The organism is Aurantimonas sp. Leaf443 (assembly GCF_001425575.1).
Lineage (GTDB): Bacteria > Pseudomonadota > Alphaproteobacteria > Rhizobiales > Rhizobiaceae > Leaf443.
This window is the reverse complement of record NZ_LMRD01000012.1, coordinates 57,990-74,866: the sequence shown is the minus strand read 5'-3', so window position 1 is coordinate 74,866 and position 16,877 is coordinate 57,990. Positions and strand designations below refer to the sequence as shown.

At 70.3% G+C, this 16,877-nt stretch carries 12 protein-coding genes; 3 read left to right on the top strand and 9 right to left on the bottom strand.

The window, feature by feature from the left end; translation table 11 throughout:
- Nucleotides 1-10: 10 nt before the first annotated feature.
- From ASG48_RS16750 to ASG48_RS16720, 7 genes are all read right to left on the bottom strand, one after another.
- A complete protein-coding gene (locus ASG48_RS16750; protein WP_055852555.1) occupies nt 11-625 on the bottom strand; it encodes a hypothetical protein in 615 nt (204 codons plus the stop codon).
- 94 nt (nt 626-719) lie between these two features.
- A complete protein-coding gene (locus tag ASG48_RS16745; protein ID WP_055852552.1) occupies nt 720-1,550 on the bottom strand; it encodes an alpha/beta fold hydrolase in 831 nt (276 codons plus the stop codon).
- Nucleotides 1,547-3,217 carry a 2-isopropylmalate synthase gene (leuA, locus tag ASG48_RS16740; RefSeq protein ID WP_156381662.1) on the bottom strand — a complete coding sequence of 557 codons (1,671 nt, stop codon included), beginning with the start codon at nt 3,215-3,217 and terminating at the stop codon, nt 1,547-1,549. Before leuA ends, ASG48_RS16745 begins: the two co-directional genes overlap by 4 nt.
- Nucleotides 3,218-3,638: 421 nt before the next feature.
- Complete coding sequence (locus ASG48_RS16735) at nt 3,639-4,013, bottom strand: DUF1232 domain-containing protein (protein ID WP_055852544.1); 375 nt, start codon at nt 4,011-4,013, stop codon at nt 3,639-3,641.
- A gap of 34 nt (nt 4,014-4,047) precedes the next feature.
- Nucleotides 4,048-5,187: a DUF4118 domain-containing protein gene (locus ASG48_RS16730; protein WP_055852539.1), complete on the bottom strand. Its 1,140-nt coding sequence runs from the start codon at nt 5,185-5,187 to the stop codon at nt 4,048-4,050.
- 181 nt (nt 5,188-5,368) lie between these two features.
- Nucleotides 5,369-6,295 carry a cation diffusion facilitator family transporter gene (locus tag ASG48_RS16725; protein WP_055852535.1) on the bottom strand — a complete coding sequence of 309 codons (927 nt, stop codon included), beginning with the start codon at nt 6,293-6,295 and terminating at the stop codon, nt 5,369-5,371.
- Nucleotides 6,296-6,300: 5 nt separating this feature from the next.
- Nucleotides 6,301-8,490, bottom strand: a complete 2,190-nt coding sequence (locus ASG48_RS16720) for an anthranilate synthase (protein WP_055852531.1) — start codon at nt 8,488-8,490, stop codon at nt 6,301-6,303.
- A 489-nt stretch (nt 8,491-8,979) separates the two neighbouring features.
- On the opposite strand from ASG48_RS16720, the gene ASG48_RS16715 reads away from it, so the two are divergent.
- Nucleotides 8,980-10,545 carry a glucan biosynthesis protein gene (locus tag ASG48_RS16715; protein WP_055852527.1) on the top strand — a complete coding sequence of 522 codons (1,566 nt, stop codon included), beginning with the start codon at nt 8,980-8,982 and terminating at the stop codon, nt 10,543-10,545.
- A 77-nt stretch (nt 10,546-10,622) separates the two neighbouring features.
- Nucleotides 10,623-11,015 (top strand): GFA family protein, encoded by a 393-nt coding sequence (locus tag ASG48_RS16710; RefSeq protein WP_055852523.1) that lies wholly within the window; start codon nt 10,623-10,625, stop codon nt 11,013-11,015.
- Between the two features lie 22 nt (nt 11,016-11,037).
- On the opposite strand, the gene ASG48_RS16705 is transcribed toward ASG48_RS16710, so the two are convergent.
- Together ASG48_RS16705 and putA are read right to left on the bottom strand one after the other, a co-directional pair.
- On the bottom strand, nt 11,038-12,717 hold the full coding sequence (locus ASG48_RS16705; protein WP_055852520.1) for a formate--tetrahydrofolate ligase: 1,680 nt from the start codon (nt 12,715-12,717) through the stop codon (nt 11,038-11,040).
- Nucleotides 12,718-13,130: 413 nt separating this feature from the next.
- Nucleotides 13,131-16,223 (bottom strand): bifunctional proline dehydrogenase/L-glutamate gamma-semialdehyde dehydrogenase PutA, encoded by a 3,093-nt coding sequence (gene putA, locus ASG48_RS16700; protein WP_082529552.1) that lies wholly within the window; start codon nt 16,221-16,223, stop codon nt 13,131-13,133.
- A gap of 122 nt (nt 16,224-16,345) precedes the next feature.
- Between putA and ASG48_RS16695 the strand changes: the two genes are divergently transcribed.
- A complete protein-coding gene (locus ASG48_RS16695; RefSeq protein WP_055852517.1) occupies nt 16,346-16,807 on the top strand; it encodes an Lrp/AsnC ligand binding domain-containing protein in 462 nt (153 codons plus the stop codon).
- Nucleotides 16,808-16,877 lie beyond the last annotated feature (70 nt).

The window sequence follows — 16,877 nt, the reverse complement described above, 5'->3', positions numbered from 1 at the left end:
GGTGTCGCCCTCAGTTCAGCGAGAAGCCGCGCATCGCGCCGAGCGCCAGGAGGCCGCCGGCGCCGACGACGATGCCGATCATCAGCCAGGTCAGCGCGACGACGAACTCGGCCGAGGAGGCATCGCGGCGCGGCGCCACCAGAGGCGGCTCGTCGCCGCGGCGCAGATCCTCCGTGCCGTCGCCGATCCGGGCGTTCAGACCGTCGGTGAGGGCGAAGGCCTTCTCGCGCTCGACGATCCGCGCGGCGACATAGTCGGTGACATGGGCGGCGATGGCGCGCGGCTCGGTCGATTCGGCGAGCGTCAGCCGCCCGAGCCGCGTCTCGCGCACCAGCCGGTACGTCCGCCGGTCGCGCGCCATCAGCACATTGGCCGTGCCGTCGATCCACAGGCGCGGCTGCAGGCCGCCGGACAGGGTGAAGTCGAAGAAGTCGTCGCCCGGCGGAAGGTCGTCGACCAGCGACTGCAACTCCTCCTGCAGCATCTCCAGCCGCGCGCGATCGGCCTCGCGGATATCCACCACGACGTCCGAGCGCTGGGCGGCGGCGATCTTGGCCTGGCGCACGGCGTCCGCGAGGCGGCGCGTGCCCATCAGCGAGGCGACATTGTCCCGGCCTTCACCCATCGTCACATTCCGCCACGGCAAACCGTTCATCATTTGGTTACCATAGGGGCGGCGGCCTGAGGAGAAAAGGTCGGGACCCGAGAATCCCGCCTCCTCAGGAGGTTTGGCGCATACCGATGCCGGAAAGGATCGCCTGTATCGTTCCGGCACAGTCCTCCAGCATCGGCATATGGCCGATGCCGGGGAGAACGATGCGCCGGAAGGCGGCGGGCGCGGCGCCCATCTGCGCGAAGGGCGTCACCCCGTCCCGGTCGCCCCAGACGAGCGTCGTCGGGATGCCGGCCCCGGCGATTGCCTCGAGCGGCAGGACGCCCTGCCGCTCGCCCGCGAAGAGAAGGGCGAAGAGTGCGCGCATGCGCCGGCGCGAGCCCGGCCGCCGGCCGTGGAGGATTGCGCGCACCGTCGCCTCGTCCGGCCTCCAGCCGGGCGCGCCCATCGAGCCGAGCGCCAGCGCGAGTTCGGTCTCTGTCTCGGCCTCCATCACCGCCCGGATCGGCCCCGTGCCGATCTCCGGCCCGAAACCGCCGGGCGCCAGAAGCGTCAGCGAAGCGATCTCGGCGGGCGAGAAGAGCGCGGCGAGCGCGGCCACGGCGCCGCCCATCGAGTGGCCGACGAGATGGGCGCGCTCGATTCCCGCCTGTCGCAGGTCCGCGAGAACGGCACGCGCCGCCACTTTCGGCGGCCCGGCCTGCGGAAAGTCCTCGGCGCCGCCATGGGCCGGCAGATCGTAGGCGAGCGACCGCTGGCCGGCTTTGGCGAGACCGGCCTGGACGCCGGACCAGAGCGCCCCCTCGCCGTCGAAGCCGTGCAGGAGCACGACCGGCGGAGCGCCGGCACCGGGCAAGAGGGCCGCGACGTCGCGGACGGGAAGCCGCGGCGCCCCGTCCGTGCCGCCGGCGTGCGGCCTGCCTTCGTCCTGCGTCACGAGGCGGCGATGATGCGGTTCACCGCCGAGACGATGCCCTCGAGCGAGGCCGTGACGATGTTCTTGTTGATGCCGGCGCCGAAGAGCCGCCCGCCCGGATATTCCATCTCCATGTAGGAGATGGCGCGCGCGTTGGAGCCCGCGCCGAGCGAGTGTTCGGAATAGTCGAAGACCGACATCTCGATGCCGAGATGGCGCGACAGCGCGTCGACAAAACCGTCGATCGGGCCGGTGCCCCGCCCCTCGATCACCTTCTCCACGCCGTTCTCGAGGATCGTCGCCTCGATGATGCGCTCGCCGCGCACGTCGGGGCTCGGCCGGGTGAAGTGGTCGACGAAGCGGATCGCGGCATCCGGCTGCTCGACATAGCGCTCGATGAAACGCTCGTAGATGCGCTTGACCGGGAGTTCGCGCCCCTCCTCGTCGGTGATGCGCTGGATGTCCTCGCGCAGCTCCACCTGCAGGTTGCGCGGCAGGTTCAGCCCGTAGTCCGCCTGCAGCACATAGGCGATGCCGCCCTTGCCCGACTGCGAGTTGATGCGGATGATCGCCTCGTAGCTGCGGCCGACATCCTTCGGGTCGATGGGCAGGTAGGGCACCTCCCACAGTTCCTTGTTGGCGGTCTTCATCGCCTTCATGCCCTTGTTGATCGCATCCTGGTGCGACCCGGAAAAGGCGGTGTAGACGAGCTCGCCGACATAGGGGTGGCGCTCGGGAATCGCCAGCTGGTTGCAATATTCGTAGACGTCCTTGATCCGGTTGATGTCCGAGACGTCGAGGCCGGGATCGACGCCTTGCGTCAGCATGTTCAGCGCCAGGGTGACGAGATCGACATTGCCGGTGCGCTCGCCATTGCCGAAGAGCGTGCCCTCGACGCGGTCCGCCCCCGCCATCAGGCCGAGCTCGGTGGCCGCGACCGCCGTGCCGCGATCGTTGTGCGGGTGTAGCGAGACGATGATCGAGGCCCGGTCGTCGAGATTGCGGCACATCCACTCGATCTGGTCGGCATGGACGTTGGGCGTCGACATCTCGACCGTGGCCGGCAGGTTCAGGATCAGCCGGTTCTCGACCGTCGGCTTCACCACCTCGGCGACCGCGTTGCAGATCTCGGCGGCAAATTCCAGCTCGGTGCCGGTGAAGCTCTCCGGCGAATACTCGAACCGATAGTCGCCGCCGGCCTTGGCGGCCATGTCCATGATCATCTTGGCGGCGTCGACCGCGATCTGCTTGATGCCCGCGCGATCCTTCTGGAAGACGACGCGGCGCTGCAGCTCGCTGGTGGAGTTGTAGAAGTGCACGATCGGACGCCTGGCGCCCTCCAGCGACTCGAAGGTGCGCGTGATCAGTTCGGGCCGGCACTGCACCAGCACCTGCAGCGACACGTCGTCGTCGACGCCGCCCTCCTCCACGCACCAGCGGGCGAAGTCGAAGTCGGTCTGCGAGGCCGAGGGGAAGCCGATCTCGATCTCCTTGAAGCGCATCGCCTTCAGCAGCGCGAAGAAGCGCGCCTTGCGGTCGTGGCCCATCGGGTCGACCAGCGCCTGGTTGCCGTCGCGCAGGTCCACCGAGCACCAGATGGGCGGCGTGGTGATCGTCTTGGACGGCCAGGTGCGGTCGGCGAGGTCGATCTGCCCGTAGGGCTGGTACTTGCGGGCGGCGGCCGCCATGGCGCCCGGCGCGGCGACGTCGATGCTGGAGGGGGTGGAACGGGACGAAGAATTGACGGCGGACATGGAACGGCCTTGCTGGCTCTGTCGGATCCGGGCGCGGAAAAGGCGGCCTCGGCGGATCGCGGACGAATGATCGGAACGGTCGGGCTTTGCAAGGGGCATGCGACACGGGCCGTGAGAGGCCCGACGCACCGGCTCGACCGCCGGACGCCCCTTCTAACGGGTCCGACGGCCGCCGCTAAGGCGAAGAAGCCCGAGGCGCCGCGCACGCGCAGATGCCGCCGCGGCGAAGGCGGTGCTCATGGCGCAGACAAGGGCGACGGTTGCGATCATGAGGAGAGCGTAGCGCAAATCGGAATGGGCGCAAGAGGAATCATGCGGCGGGGCGAAGCCGACGGTGGCCATCCGCCCGGAGCCGTCAGCGCAAGAATGGAAGCGCGCAGAGCGCCGCCGCGGCAATCCAGAGGACCACGATGACGGCGGCGCCTCCCCTGCTGCGGGGCCGACCCTCGCGCGCAGCCGCCTCGGCGCGGAATTCGGCCATGAGCGGCGCTGGAACGAGACGGAGCGCGAGGAGGATGCCCAGCGGTAGGAGGATGGCGTCGTCGAGAAGGCCGAGGACGGGAATGAAGTCGGGGATGAGGTCGATCGGGCTCAGCGCATAGGCGGCGACGGCGCCGGCGGCGAGCTTGGCGGGCCAGGGCGTGCGCGGGTCGCGCGCCGCGATCCACAGCGCGACGACGTCGCGCTTGACGGCGCGGGCCCAGGTCTTGAGCGAGGCAGCGAGGGTCATGTCCGCGTCGTCCCGGCCGTCGGCATCGAGCCGTTCAGGCGCCGTGGCGCACGGCGCCGGCGTTGAAGCGCAGGGTCGCGACGGCGCCGTTCTCGTTGCGCGTCTCCACCGCGCCGCCGATCTGCTGGGCGAGCGAGGCGACGATGCGCATGCCGAGGTCGCGCGTGCGCCCGATCGAGAACTCCGCCGGCCAGCCCGGTCCATCGTCGCAGACCGTGAGGACGAGCGTCCGCTCGGCGCCCCGGTCCTTCGGCAGGGCTTCCTCCAGCCGCACCTCGATGCGCCCGGCTCGCCCGCCCCCGTGGCCGTGCTCGATGGCGTTGGAGATCAGTTCGGTGGCGATGAGCCCGAGCGGCACGGCGAGATCGGCCGAGACAGTGACGGGCGCGCACCGGGCGAAATAGCCGATGTCGGTGCGGCCGGACGCGGCGAGAAGGTCGGGGCCGAGCTGTTCGAGATAGGGGGCGAGATCGAGGCTCTGGCGCGCCGGATCGTGCAGCTCGCGCTGGATCTTGGAGATCAGCGCGATGCGGGCGGAGGCCTGCGAGAGCGCCGCCGAGACATCCGTGCTGGCGCTGGCGCGCGCCTGCGCGGTCAGAAGGGCCGAGACGACCGACAGGTTGTTCGACACGCGATGCTGGAGCTCGGCGAAGAGCGTGTCGCGCTGGGCGGCATGGTCGGCCGCCGCCCGTTTCTCGATCGCCAGCCGCCCGAGCGCCTGCTGCATCCAGTGGATGAGCGACAGGTCCACCGCGACGATGAAGACGTAGAAGGCGAGCGCCAGCGCCGCGCCGCCGTCGAGATGGAAGGACCAGACCGGCGGAATGAAGAAGTACCAGGCCGAGAGGCCGGACAGCACCGCCACCACGATGCCGGGCGCCAGTCCCGCGAAGAAGGCGGTGATGATGACGGCCGGGAAGAAGGTGAGATACGGGAAGCCGGCCGGAAGCTCGTGGTCGAGGCCCATGCGGATCGCGAGGGCGGCGGCGAAGGCGCCGGCCGCCACGCACCAGCGCGCGACGGGGCTGTCGTGCAGGGATGTCGCCGCCACGAATCTGTGCACGCGCCGCAAAGTCGCCGACGCCCGCGAAGCGGCGCCCGCGGCATCCTTCATCCCGAAGCCGATGGCGGGGTCCGCCTCGGCCGGGCGATAGGTTTCCTGCGGTCCGGCCATGCGGGACGATACCCTTCGTGACGGCAAGGGCGACGCGAGGCGTCGGCCCGCGAATCCGTGCGATGCGATGGACTTAACTGGAGCGCGAAAGCGCCGCGATCATGCCGCAACACGGGCCGATCGCCGGAAAATGAAGGCACGCGAGGATGAAGGCGGGGAACTGTGTCCCCCTTGCATCAGGTCAGGCGATGACGGGCACGCCGACCTGCTTGGCTTCGGCCTCCGGCTCGACATGGATGAGCACCCGCGCGCCCTCGAAGGCGTCTTGCAGCGCATCCTCCAGCCGGTCGCAGATGACATGCGCATCCCCCACCGACATCTCGCTCGGCACGACCATATGGAACTCGATGAAGATCGCCCGGCCGGCGATGCGCGTCTTGACATCGTGGACCTCCAGAGCGCCCGCGCCCGTGGAAGAGATGATCTCGCGCACGCGCTGATTGTCCGCCGGCTCAAGTGCCTGGTCCATCAGGCCGGAGAGCGAGTTCGCCACAACCTTCCAGCCCTCGCGCAGGATGTTGAGCGCGACGAGCGCGGCCAGCAGCGGATCGAGGATCGTCCAGCCGGTGAAGGTCGCCAGGGCAAGGCCGCCGAGGACGCCGACGGAGGTGACGACGTCGGCCATGATGTGGCGCCCGTCCGCGTCGAGCGCAGGCGAGCGGTGCCTGCGGCCGCTGCGGATGAGGTGCAGCGCCCAGAACAGGTTGAGCGCCGTCGCGACGCCGTTGATGGCGATGCCCATCAGCGGCGCCTCGATCGCGCGCGGGGTGAGGTAGGCGAACCAGGCCTCGCGCAGGATGAGGAGCGCCGCGACGACGATGAGGACGCCCTCGACGACGGCCGAGAAATATTCCGCCTTGGTATGGCCGAACGGATGGTCGGAATCGGCGGGCTTGTAGCTCACCGTCACCGCCCAGAGCGCGACGAGGCCGGCCACGACGTTGACGATCGACTCCAGCGCGTCGGAGAACAGGGCCACCGAGCCGGTCGTCTGGTAGGCCAGATACTTGATGGCCAGGACCACGCAGGCCACCGCGATGGTCATCAACGCGGTGCGCTTGACGAGGCGACCGCTCGCCTCGCCCGTCCGGTCCTCGATCGTCGTCATGCTCGTCAGGCCGCCTTCTCGCGCGCCTTGCGGGGCAGATGCGCGACGATGTTCTCGATCATCCTCATCCCGGCCTCGCCGCCCAGACTCATGATGCTCTCGGGATGGAACTGCACCGCGGCCACCGGCTCCGTGCGATGCTCGAAGGCCATGACGACCCCGTCCTCGGTCTCGGCCGTCACCTCGAACTCGCGCGGCAGGCGCACGGGGTCGGCGAAGATCGAGTGGTAGCGGCCAACCGTGACCTCCGCGGGGAGACCGGAGAAGATGATGCCCGGCTTCTGGATGCGGATGCGCGAGGGCTTGCCGTGCACCGGCACGTGCAGCGTGCGCAGCGTGCCGCCATAGGCCTCGGCGAGCGCCTGCAGGCCGAGGCAGACGCCGAAGATCGACGCGCCGTGCTCACGCGCGGCGGCGATCGTGCCCTTGCAGTCGAAGTCCGAGGGATTGCCGGGGCCCGGCGAGAGCACGACGAGATCGGGATCGAGACGCTCGAAGACTTCCGCCGGCACGGGCGTGCGAACGGTCGAGACGGTGGCGCCGGTCTGGCGGAAGTAGTTGGCGAGCGTGTGGACGAAGCTGTCCTCGTGGTCGACGAGCAGGATGCGCACCCCCTCGCCCACCCGCGCCGCATCGCGCTTGGCGCCGCCCGCATTGGGCAGGCCCGCCTCGCGCACCGCGGCGATGAGGGCGGAGGCCTTCAGCTCGGTCTCGGCCTCCTCCTCCTCGGGGTTGGAATCGTAGAGGAGCGTGGCGCCCGCGCGCACCTCGGCGATTCCGTCCTTCAGGCGGATGGTGCGCAGCGTCAGGCCGGTGTTCATGTCGCCGTTGAAATGCACCATGCCCACGGCCCCGCCGTACCAGGCGCGCGCGCTCTTCTCGTTGGCCTCGATGAAGCGCATGGCCCAGAGCTTGGGCGCGCCGGTCACGGTCACGGCCCAGGCATGGGAGAGGAAGGCGTCGAACGCGTCCATCCCGTCGCGCAGCCGGCCCTCGATATGGTCCACCGTGTGGATGAGGCGAGAATACATCTCGATCTGGCGCCGGCCGATGACGCGCACCGAGCCCGGGTCGCAGACGCGGCTCTTGTCGTTGCGGTCGACGTCCGAGCACATGGTCAGCTCGGACTCGTCCTTCTTGGAGTTGAGGAGCTTCAGGATCTGCTCGGAATCGGCGATCGCGTCCTCGCCGCGCCGGATCGTGCCCGAGATCGGGCAGGTCTCGACGCGCCGGCCGTTGACGCGCACGAACATCTCCGGCGAGGCGCCGATGAGGAACTCGTTGCGGCCCAGATTGATGAAGAACGAATAGGGCGACGGGTTGATCGCCTTCAGCCGGCGCGAGATCTCCGACGGGCGATGCTCGGCCCGCTCGTAGAAGACCTGGCCCGGCACGACCTCGAAGAGGTCGCCGCGCATGAACTTCTCCTTGGCGCGCCGCACCAGCTCGGCATATTCGCCGGGCCTGTGGTCGCCACGCGCGGGGATGCGGTCGGAGGGCGCGAAGGGCGCGTCCGGCCCGCCGCCGTCCAGCCCTTCCGTCGAGCGCCCGTCCTTCTCGAACGTGTAGCGCGTGAGGAAGGCGCTGGCGGAATAGTGGTCCACCTCCATCAGCTCGTCCGGCAGGAAGAGCACGAGGTCGCGGCGCTCGGGATCGCGCGCCTGCGTCTCCGCGACGGGATCGAACTGATAGGCGAGGTCGTAGCCGAAGGCGCCGTAAAGGCCGAGGTCGCGGTCCTCGTCGGAGCGGAAGAGCGACACGATCTCGCGCAGCACGGAGAAGACCGAGGGCATGCGCGAGCGCTCCTCCTCGGTGAGCGCCCCGCTCGGCTCGCGGATCGCCAGCGACAGCGCGCCGGCCTCGCGCCGCGCCGAGGCGATGTCGGCATGGCCGTCGAGCGAAGCGGCGATGAAGTCGAGGAGGAGGCGGCCGCGCGGGTTCAGCGCCTCGATGCGCATGTCCCGCCCGGCGGAGGTGACGACCAGCGGCGGATCGACGAAGGCCACGTCCTGGCGCGTGTAGCGGCCGGGATACTCGTAGTTCGAGAAGAGGACGGCGCCGTGGCGCGTGTCCAGCTTGTCGAAATAGGGCTCGATGGCGCCCTCGTAAGGCACGGGTTCGCGGCGACGCACGATGGTGACGCCGCCTTTCGTGACATAGCGGTCCGTGCCGTCGCCGAGCTGTTCGATCACCATGGCATGTCTCTCCGGTCGTAAGGCCCGGACCCTCGGCAGCCCATCGAAAAGGCCGCCGGGAGATCCGCAGCGGCCTGAAGGGGTCAATCACATAAGTCGCGTTGATCCGGCCGCTCGCTAGCGAACCCGCCACCAGATCTGCGCGCCGAAGGACTGTCTCATGGGCGAAAGCGATAGCCGACCGGGGACGGATCGGCAAGTGCGGCGCGCACAACACGAGGGCCCGGGCCGACCCCCTTTCGAGCCCGGGCGCAGCGGGCACCCGCGAGCCCCCGGCAGGCCCCGCACCGGCCCCGGGCCTTGCATTGTGCGGCAAAGCCTGTCTGTATCGCCGGCGTTTTCGCATCGTACGAGGCGCCGGCAGGCGCCGTCCGTCAAGAAGGGACGGAGGGGCCGCGCAAGCGACCGGTCGGCAGGACGCAGCCCCCGAGACGCGGGGCTCATCGCAGCTGCGGTCGCCGGGCGGCACCTTCCGCGGAGCCGCACGCAATGACCACGATCGACCGCCGCCAGCTGCTCGCAGGGCTCGCCGCCCTCGGGCTCGTTCCCCACGGCGCCCTCGCCGCGCCGGCCGCCGCCTCGGGCCTGACCTTCTCCGAACCGCGCCCCTTCTCCTTCGACCGGCTGGTCGAGGAGGCCCGGGCGCTGGCAGCCGCGCCCTACGTGCCGGAGACGTCCGTCGACCCCGCCGTCATGGACCGCATCGACTTCGACGCGCACTGGAAGATCAAGTACCGCAACGACCGCACGCTGGACGTGCCCGGTGCGAACGCGCCCATCCGCATGTTCCATCTGGGCCGCTACTTCCAGCTGCCCGTGACCATCAACGTCGTCGAGGGCGAGACGTCCCGGCAGGTCGTCTACGATCCCTCCCTCTTCGACATGCCCGCCGACAGCCCGGCGCGCGAACTGCCCAAGGATGTCGGCTTCGCCGGCTTCCGCGTGCTGGAGCCGGACGCGGTGCGCGACTGGATCGCCTTCCTCGGCGGCGCCTATTTCCGCACCTCCGGCGAGTCCGGCCAGTTCGGCATGTCGGCGCGCGCCGTGGCGGTGGACGTCGCCATGCCGCGCCCCGAGGAGTTCCCGCGCTTCACCGAATTCTACCTCGCTCCGTCGCAGACCGGCACCCTGATCGTCTACGCCAAGATGAACGGCCCGCGCGTCGCCGGCGCGCTGCGCATGGACATCAAGAAGGGCGGTCCCATCGTCATGGACATCGCCAACCGCTTCTTCGTGCGCGAGGACATCGAGCGGCTCGGCATCGCCGCCCTCACCTCCATGTTCTGGTATTCGGAGACCGACAAGGAGCGGCGCTCCGACTGGCGGCCCGAGGTGCACGATTCGGACGGTCTCGCCCTTTGGACCGGCACCGGCGAGCGGCTCTGGCGCCCGCTGAACAACCCGCCGTCGGTCATGACCTCGACCTTCGCCGACATGAACCCGAAGGGCTACGGCCTCCTGCAGCGCGACCGCTCCTTCGACCACTACCAGGACGACGGCGTCTTCTACGAGAAGCGCGCGAGCGTCTGGATCGAGCCCAAGGGTTCCTGGGGGCCGGGCGGCGTGCAGCTCGTCGAGATCCCGACCGACGACGAGATCCACGACAACATCGCCGCCTACTGGGTGTCGCAGACGCCCGCCAGGAAGGGCGACGCGCTGGCCTACGACTACGTGATGACCTGGCGCAACGAGGCCCCGCGCGATCTGACGCTCGGGCGCGTCGTCGCCACGCGCCTCGGCCGGGGCGGCATTCCCGGCCAGCCGCGTCCGAAGGGCGTGACGAAGGTCGCGATCGACTTCGACGACGGCGCGGTGGCCGAACTCTCGCGCGAGGCCGAGGATGTCGAGGCCGTGGTCAGCACCTCGCGCGGCACGCTGTCGGGCATCGACTGCTATTCGATCAAGGTCGGCACCGCCTGGCGCGTGACCTTCGACATCGCCGTGGAGGGCACCGATCCGGTGGAACTGCGCGCCTATATCCGCCAGGGCGACAAGACGCTGAGCGAGACCTTCGCCTACCAGTTCCTGCCGCTGCAGGGCGGCCAGGCGACCTGATCGCAGTCGAGCGAGGATGGCCGCGCCGGGCGGCGTCGCGGCCATCCTCCCGGTGGCGCCGCCCGGAGGGACACCGCATGGAGCGCTTCGACGGCGGATGCCTGTGCGGCGCCGTGCGCCTCCGGGCCACGGGCCGACCCTACCGCGTCGGCCTCTGCCACTGTCTCGACTGCCGCAAACATCACGGGGCGCTCTTCCACGCCTCCGCGATCTTTCCCGCGAGCGCGGTGACGGTCGAGGGCGAGACCGGCGCCTATGCCGGACGCCATTTCTGCCCGCGCTGCGGCTCCTCGGTCTTCGGGCGCAGCGGCGACGAGGTCGAGGTCAATCTCGGCGCGCTGGATGCGCCCGACCGGTTGGCGCCGACCTACGAGCTCTGGACGGTTCGCCGCGAATCCTGGCTCCCGCCCTTCCCGCTCGCCCGGCGCTATCCGGGCGAGCGCGAGACGGACGGCCGCGCCGAGGACTGACGCCGGCTCATGCCCAGCGGTCTCAGAACAGGCCTTCGATCTCGCCGGCCTCGTTCAGGAAGATGCGCTCGGCGGCCGGGCTGGAGGGCAGGCCCGGCATGGTCATGATCTCCCCGCAGATCGCCACGACGAAGCCGGCGCCCGCCGAGAGGCGCACCTCGCGCACATGGACGCTGTGCCCGTCCGGCGCGCCGCGGCGGGCGGGGTCGGTGGAGAAGGAGTACTGCGTCTTGGCCATGCAGACCGGCAGATGGCCGTAGCCCGCCGCCTCGAAGCCCTTCAGCTGCTCGCGCACCGAGGCGTCGGCGCTCGCTTCCGCGCCGCGATAGATGCGTTTGACGACGGTCTCGATCTTCTCGAAGAGGCCCATTGCATCGGGATAGAGCGGGGCGAAGTCAGCCGTCCCGGCGTCCGCGAGCGCGGCGACCTTCTCGGCCAGCTCCGTGATGCCCGCCGAGCCCTCGGCCCAATGGCGGCAGAGCACGGCCTCGCAATCGAGCGTGCGGGCATAGGCGCGCACGGCCTCGATCTCGGCTTGCGTGTCCGTGCCGAAATGGTTGATCGCCACGATCACCGGCACGCCGAAGCCGCGCACGTTCTCGATATGCCGCCCGAGATTGGCGCAGCCGGCGGTGACCGCCGCGACATTCTCCGTGCCGAGCCCGTCCTTGGCGACGCCGCCGTTCATCTTGAGCGCCCGCACCGTGGCGACGATCACCGCCGCGGCGGGTTTCAGGCCGGCCTTGCGGCACTTGATGTCGAAGAACTTCTCCGCCCCGAGATCGGCGCCGAAGCCGGCCTCCGTGACGACGTAGTCGGCCAGCTTCAGCGCCGCGCGCGTGGCGACCACCGAGTTGCAGCCATGGGCGATGTTGGCGAAGGGTCCGCCATGGACGAAGGCGGGGTTGTTCTCCAGCGTCTGCACGAGGTTCGGCTGCAGCGCGTCCTTCAGGAGGACGGCCATGGCGCCGTCGGCCTTCAGGTCGCGCGCGAAGACCGGGCTCCTGTCGCGGCGATAGGCGACGACGATGGCGCCGAGGCGCGCCTCGAGGTCCTTCAGGTCGCGCGCGAGGCAAAGGATCGCCATGACCTCGGAGGCGACGGTGATGTCGAAGCCGGTCTCGCGCGGGAAGCCGTTGGCCACGCCCCCCAGCGAGGCGACGACGGCGCGCAGGGCGCGGTCGTTCATGTCGAGCACGCGGCGCCAGACGACCCGGCGCTGGTCGATGCCGAGCGCGTTGCCCCAGTAGATGTGGTTGTCGATCAGCGCCGAGAGGAGGTTGTGCGCCGAGGTGATGGCGTGGAAGTCGCCGGTGAAGTGGAGGTTCATGTCCTCCATCGGCACGACCTGCGCGTAGCCGCCACCGGCCGCCCCGCCCTTCACGCCGAAGCAGGGGCCGAGCGAGGCCTCGCGGATGCAGATCATCGCACGCCTGCCGATGCGGTTCAGCCCGTCGCCGAGCCCGACCGTCGTCGTCGTCTTGCCCTCGCCGGCCGGCGTCGGGTTGATGGCGGTGACGAGGATCAGCTTGCCGTCCGGCCGCTCGTCGAGCGAGCGCAGGAAGGGCGCGGCGATCTTCGCCTTGTCGTGGCCGTAGGGCACGATCGATTCTTCGGGAATGCCGAGGCGGGCTGCGATCTCGCGGATGGGTTTCTTGCGGGCCGCCCGCGCGATCTCGATGTCCGACGCCACGTCCGCCATGCCCTGCAGCTCCCCTCGCGCGCCGGGACAGTCCCGGGCGGCGCCGGCAACATAGAAGGGCGGCCCGTGGGCGCCAACCATAGTTTCGCTTAAGGGGGGCATCAGCTCCACGCGAGGCGCGGGGTGCCGATCTCGCGAAAAAGCGGCCCGGGCGCGAGGATCGCGCACCGGGCCCTTCATTCACTCGAGGTGACGGGCCGCGCGCTCCGGGGGGAGGAAACCGTGCGCGGGGCTCCGCATCTGCGGCATTCGAAGTCGTGCTCGGGCGGGAGGGTCCCTTGCACCAGTCGTTTCGGCCGCAATTCGAAGACTACATCACAAGGGTTACTTGAGGCTGTAGCGATTCAGCGACGGTGCGACGACGAACGAATCACCACCGCCGCTGGCGCGAGACCCGGCGGACGGTCGCCGTCTCACGATTCCATGGCGATGAGGCTGGCATTGCCGCCGGCCGCCGCAGTGTTGGTGGAAACGACCTGCTCGCGGGCGAAGCGCACGAGATAGTTCGGGCCGCCCGCCTTGGGGCCGGTGCCCGAAAGCCCCGAGCCGCCGAAGGGCTGCGAGCCGACGACCGCGCCGATCATGTTGCGGTTGACGTAGATATTGCCCGCCGTCAGCCGCTCGGTGACCTCGCGGATCGTGGCGTCGATGCGGCTGTGGACGCCGAGCGTCAGGCCGAAGCCCGTCGCCTCGATCGCCTCGCAGACCTTCCCCAGCTGCCCCGCCTTCCAGCGCACGACATGAAGGATCGGCCCGAAGATCTCGCGCTCCATGGCGGCGGCGTCGGAAAGCTCCACGATCTGCGGGGCGAACCAGTGGCCGCCGGCCGGCAGGGCGGGATCGAGCGCGCCGCGATAGGCGACGCGCTGGGTGCGGGCCATCTCTTCCATGTGCCGCGTCAGCATGGCGTGCTGCTCGGCGTCGATCACCGGCCCGATGTCGGTGGAGGGCCGTGCCGGCTCGCCGAGCGTCAGCTCGGCCGCCGCGCCCGCGATCATCTCCAGCATGCGGTCGGCGACGTCGGCCTGCACGAAGAGGAGCCGCAGCGCCGAGCAGCGCTGGCCGGCCGAGCGGAAGGCGGAGGTGACGACGTCGTCGGCCACCTGCTCGGGCAGCGCGGTGGCATCGACGATCATGGCGTTGAGGCCGCCCGTCTCGGCGATGAGCGGGGCGATCGGCGCATGGCGGGCGGCGAGCGCGCGGTTGATGGCGAAGGCCGTGTCGGTGGAGCCGGTGAAGGCGACGAGCGCGGTCTTGGGATGCGCGACGAGGGCGGCTCCCGCCTCCCCGTCGCCGGGCGCGAGGAACAGCGCGCTCTCGGCAAAGCCCGCCTCGTGCAGGAGGGCGACGCAGGCTGCGGCGATCAGCGGCGTCTGCTCGGCGGGCTTGGCGATCACGACATTGCCGGCGGCGAGCGCGGCCGCCACCTGCCCCGCGAAGATGGCGAGCGGGAAGTTCCAGGGCGAGATGCAGACCGCGACGCCGCGCGAGCGGTAGCGCAGGCGGTTCTCCTCGCCCGTCGGCCCCGGCAGGCGCATGTCGGCGCAGAACAGGCGCTCGACCTCGTCTGCGTAGTAGCGCAGGAAGTCCACCGCCTCGCGGATTTCGGCGATGCCGTCCTCCACCGTCTTGCCGGCCTCGCGGGCGAGGAGGGCCATCAACGCGCCCTCGCGCGCTTCCATGAGGTCGGCGGCGCGGCGAAGCCGGGCGGCGCGGGTCGCGGCCGGAACGGCCTCCGCGGCGCGCACATGCCGCGCGGCCTCGGCGACGAGCGCATCGGCCGACGCGCCGTCGATCTGCACGGCCTTGCCGACGAGCGCCCCGTCCACCGGCGAGCGGATCTCGACGGTGCGCCCGCCGGCGGCCCCGGCGAAGCCGCAGCGGGCGAGGAGATCGGCGGCCAAGGGCTTGGAGGCCTTCTCGACGAAGGCGTCGAAGCTGCGGCGCTCGCCGAGTTCCACGCCCTTCGAGTTGCGCCGGCCGGGGAAGATGTCCTGCGGCAGCGCGATCCTGGCATGGCGCGCCGGACCCTTGGCCAGCACCTCGCGCGGGCGCTCCAGCAGCGCTTCCACCGGCACGCTCGTATCGCCGACCTTGGCGACGAAGGAGGAGTTCGCGCCGTTCTCCAGAAGCCGGCGCACGAGATAGGCGAGGAGATCGCGATAGCCGCCGACCGGCGCGTAGATGCGGCAGGCGACGCGGCTCTCGCTCTTGCGCAGCGTCTCGTAGAGCGCCTCGCCCATGCCGTGCAGGCGCTGGAACTCGAAGCCCGACACGTCCTGCCCGGCAAGCTCGAGAATGGTCGCGACGGTCAGCGCGTTATGCGTGGCGAACTGGGGATAGAGCCGCGCGCGGCGCTGGAGCAGCGATCGGGCGGCGACGAGATAGGAAAGGTCCGTCGCCGGCTTGCGGGTGTAGACGGGATAGCCGGCCAGGCCGCGCTCCTGCGCGTGCTTCACCTCCGTATCCCAGTAGGCGCCCTTCACGAGGCGCACCATCATGCGGATGCCGGCGGCCTCGGCCAGGGCGTCGACATGCTCGATCACCTGCAGGGCGCGCTTCTGGTAGGCCTGCACGGCGAGGCCGAAGCCCTGCCAGCCGGAGAAGTCGAAGCCGGAGACGACCGCGTCGATCACGTCGAGCGAGAGTTCGAGACGCTCGGCCTCCTCGGCGTCGATCGTGAGGTTGAGGTCGTAGCTGCGGGCGCGCTCGGCCAGTTGCACGACCAGCGGCACGAGTTCGGCCAGCACCGCCGCGCGGTTGGCGGGCACGTAGCGCGGATGGAGCGCGGACAGCTTGACCGAGATGCCCGGCCGGTCCGGCAGCGCCTTGTTGCCGGCCTTGCGCCCGATCGCCTCGATCGCGTCGGCATAGGACCGGAAATAGCGATCCGCATCCGCCCGCGTGCGGGCGCCCTCGCCCAGCATGTCGTAGGAATGGCGGTAGCCGCGTTTCTCCGGTCCGCGCGCGCGTTCCAGCGCGTCCTCGATCGTCTCGCCCAGCACGAAATGCCGGCCGAGGAAGCGCATCGCCTGGCGCGTGGCGCTGCGCACGGTGGGCGCGCCGACGCGCTTGACGAGCGAGGCGATGACGCCGCCCGGCGTCTCGCCCGGCTTGATGATGCGGGCCGAGAGGCCGAGCGCCCAGGCGGAGGCGGTCGTCAGCATGCGGTCTTCCTGCGACTCGTGGTTCGCCCAGTCGCCGGCGCCGATCTTGTCCTCGATCAGCCGGTCCTGCGTCGCCGCGTCCGGCACGCGCAGGAGCGCCTCGGCCAGCACCATGAGCGCCAGACCCTCGCGGGTGGAAAGGCCGAACTCGCGCAGGAAGTCCTCCACGCCGCCGATGCCGCCGGCATCGGCCCGGATGCCCTCGATCAGCCGGCGCGAGCGCGCGTCGACCTTGCCCTCGTCGAGCCCGAAGCCGCGCGCGGCCTCGATCAGCGCGGCGACGGCGGCCTCGTCGTCGGGCGCGAAGGGCGCGGAGAAGGCGGCGGGCATCGCGGACATGGGGGCGCTCCGTCAGTCGTTCGAGGACGGCCCGATGTAGCATCGGACAGCCCCGCGCTTCTCGCCAAAGAAAGCTAGAACATCCGCGACAAACGCCGTCGGACGCCCTATCCGTAGCGAGGATGACCGGACTCGACGCCAAGGACAGAAAGATCCTCGCCGCCCTCCAGGCCGACGGGCGCCTGACGACGCTCGACCTCGCGCAGGCGGTGCATCTCTCGCCGACCGCGACCGCCGAACGGGTGAAGCGGCTGACGCGCGAGGGCTATATCCTCGGCTACAGCGCGCGCCTCTCGCCCGAGAAGCTCGGGCGCGGCATGATCGTCTTCGTCGAAGTGAAGCTCGACCGCACGAGCGACGACGTGTTCGGCGCCTTCGCGCAGGCCGCCAAGGCCAATCCCGACATTGTGGAGTGCCACATGGTGGCGGGCGGCTTCGACTATCTCATCAAGGCGCGCGTGAAGGACATGACGGCCTATCGCGCCTTCCTCTCCGACGCGCTCCTGACGCTGCCCGGCGTGCGCGAGACCCACACCTATGCGGTGATGGAGGAGGTGAAGAACACCGGCGCCCTCGCCTTCTGAGCGAGCGTCCGGCGGGCCTCGCCTTGCGCCCGCGCCGCGATCGCGTTAGTCGCCGGACGGCCCGCGGCAC

What these genes read in the sequence shown, in the direction of transcription:
- ASG48_RS16715 (WP_055852527.1), top strand. Translation starts at nt 8,980, where the DNA reads ATGACCACGATCGACCGCCGCCAGCTGCTCGCAGGGCTCGCCGCCCTC.
- ASG48_RS16725 (WP_055852535.1), bottom strand. Translation starts at nt 6,295, where the DNA reads ATGACGACGATCGAGGACCGGACGGGCGAGGCGAGCGGTCGCCTCGTC.
- ASG48_RS16710 (WP_055852523.1), top strand. Translation starts at nt 10,623, where the DNA reads ATGGAGCGCTTCGACGGCGGATGCCTGTGCGGCGCCGTGCGCCTCCGG.
- ASG48_RS16735 (WP_055852544.1), bottom strand. Translation starts at nt 4,013, where the DNA reads ATGACCCTCGCTGCCTCGCTCAAGACCTGGGCCCGCGCCGTCAAGCGC.
- ASG48_RS16720 (WP_055852531.1), bottom strand. Translation starts at nt 8,490, where the DNA reads ATGGTGATCGAACAGCTCGGCGACGGCACGGACCGCTATGTCACGAAA.
- ASG48_RS16750 (WP_055852555.1), bottom strand. Translation starts at nt 625, where the DNA reads ATGGGTGAAGGCCGGGACAATGTCGCCTCGCTGATGGGCACGCGCCGC.
- ASG48_RS16705 (WP_055852520.1), bottom strand. Translation starts at nt 12,717, where the DNA reads ATGGCGGACGTGGCGTCGGACATCGAGATCGCGCGGGCGGCCCGCAAG.
- ASG48_RS16730 (WP_055852539.1), bottom strand. Translation starts at nt 5,187, where the DNA reads ATGGCCGGACCGCAGGAAACCTATCGCCCGGCCGAGGCGGACCCCGCC.
- leuA (WP_156381662.1), bottom strand. Translation starts at nt 3,217, where the DNA reads ATGGCGGCCGCCGCCCGCAAGTACCAGCCCTACGGGCAGATCGACCTC.
- putA (WP_082529552.1), bottom strand. Translation starts at nt 16,223, where the DNA reads ATGTCCGCGATGCCCGCCGCCTTCTCCGCGCCCTTCGCGCCCGACGAC.
- ASG48_RS16695 (WP_055852517.1), top strand. Translation starts at nt 16,346, where the DNA reads ATGACCGGACTCGACGCCAAGGACAGAAAGATCCTCGCCGCCCTCCAG.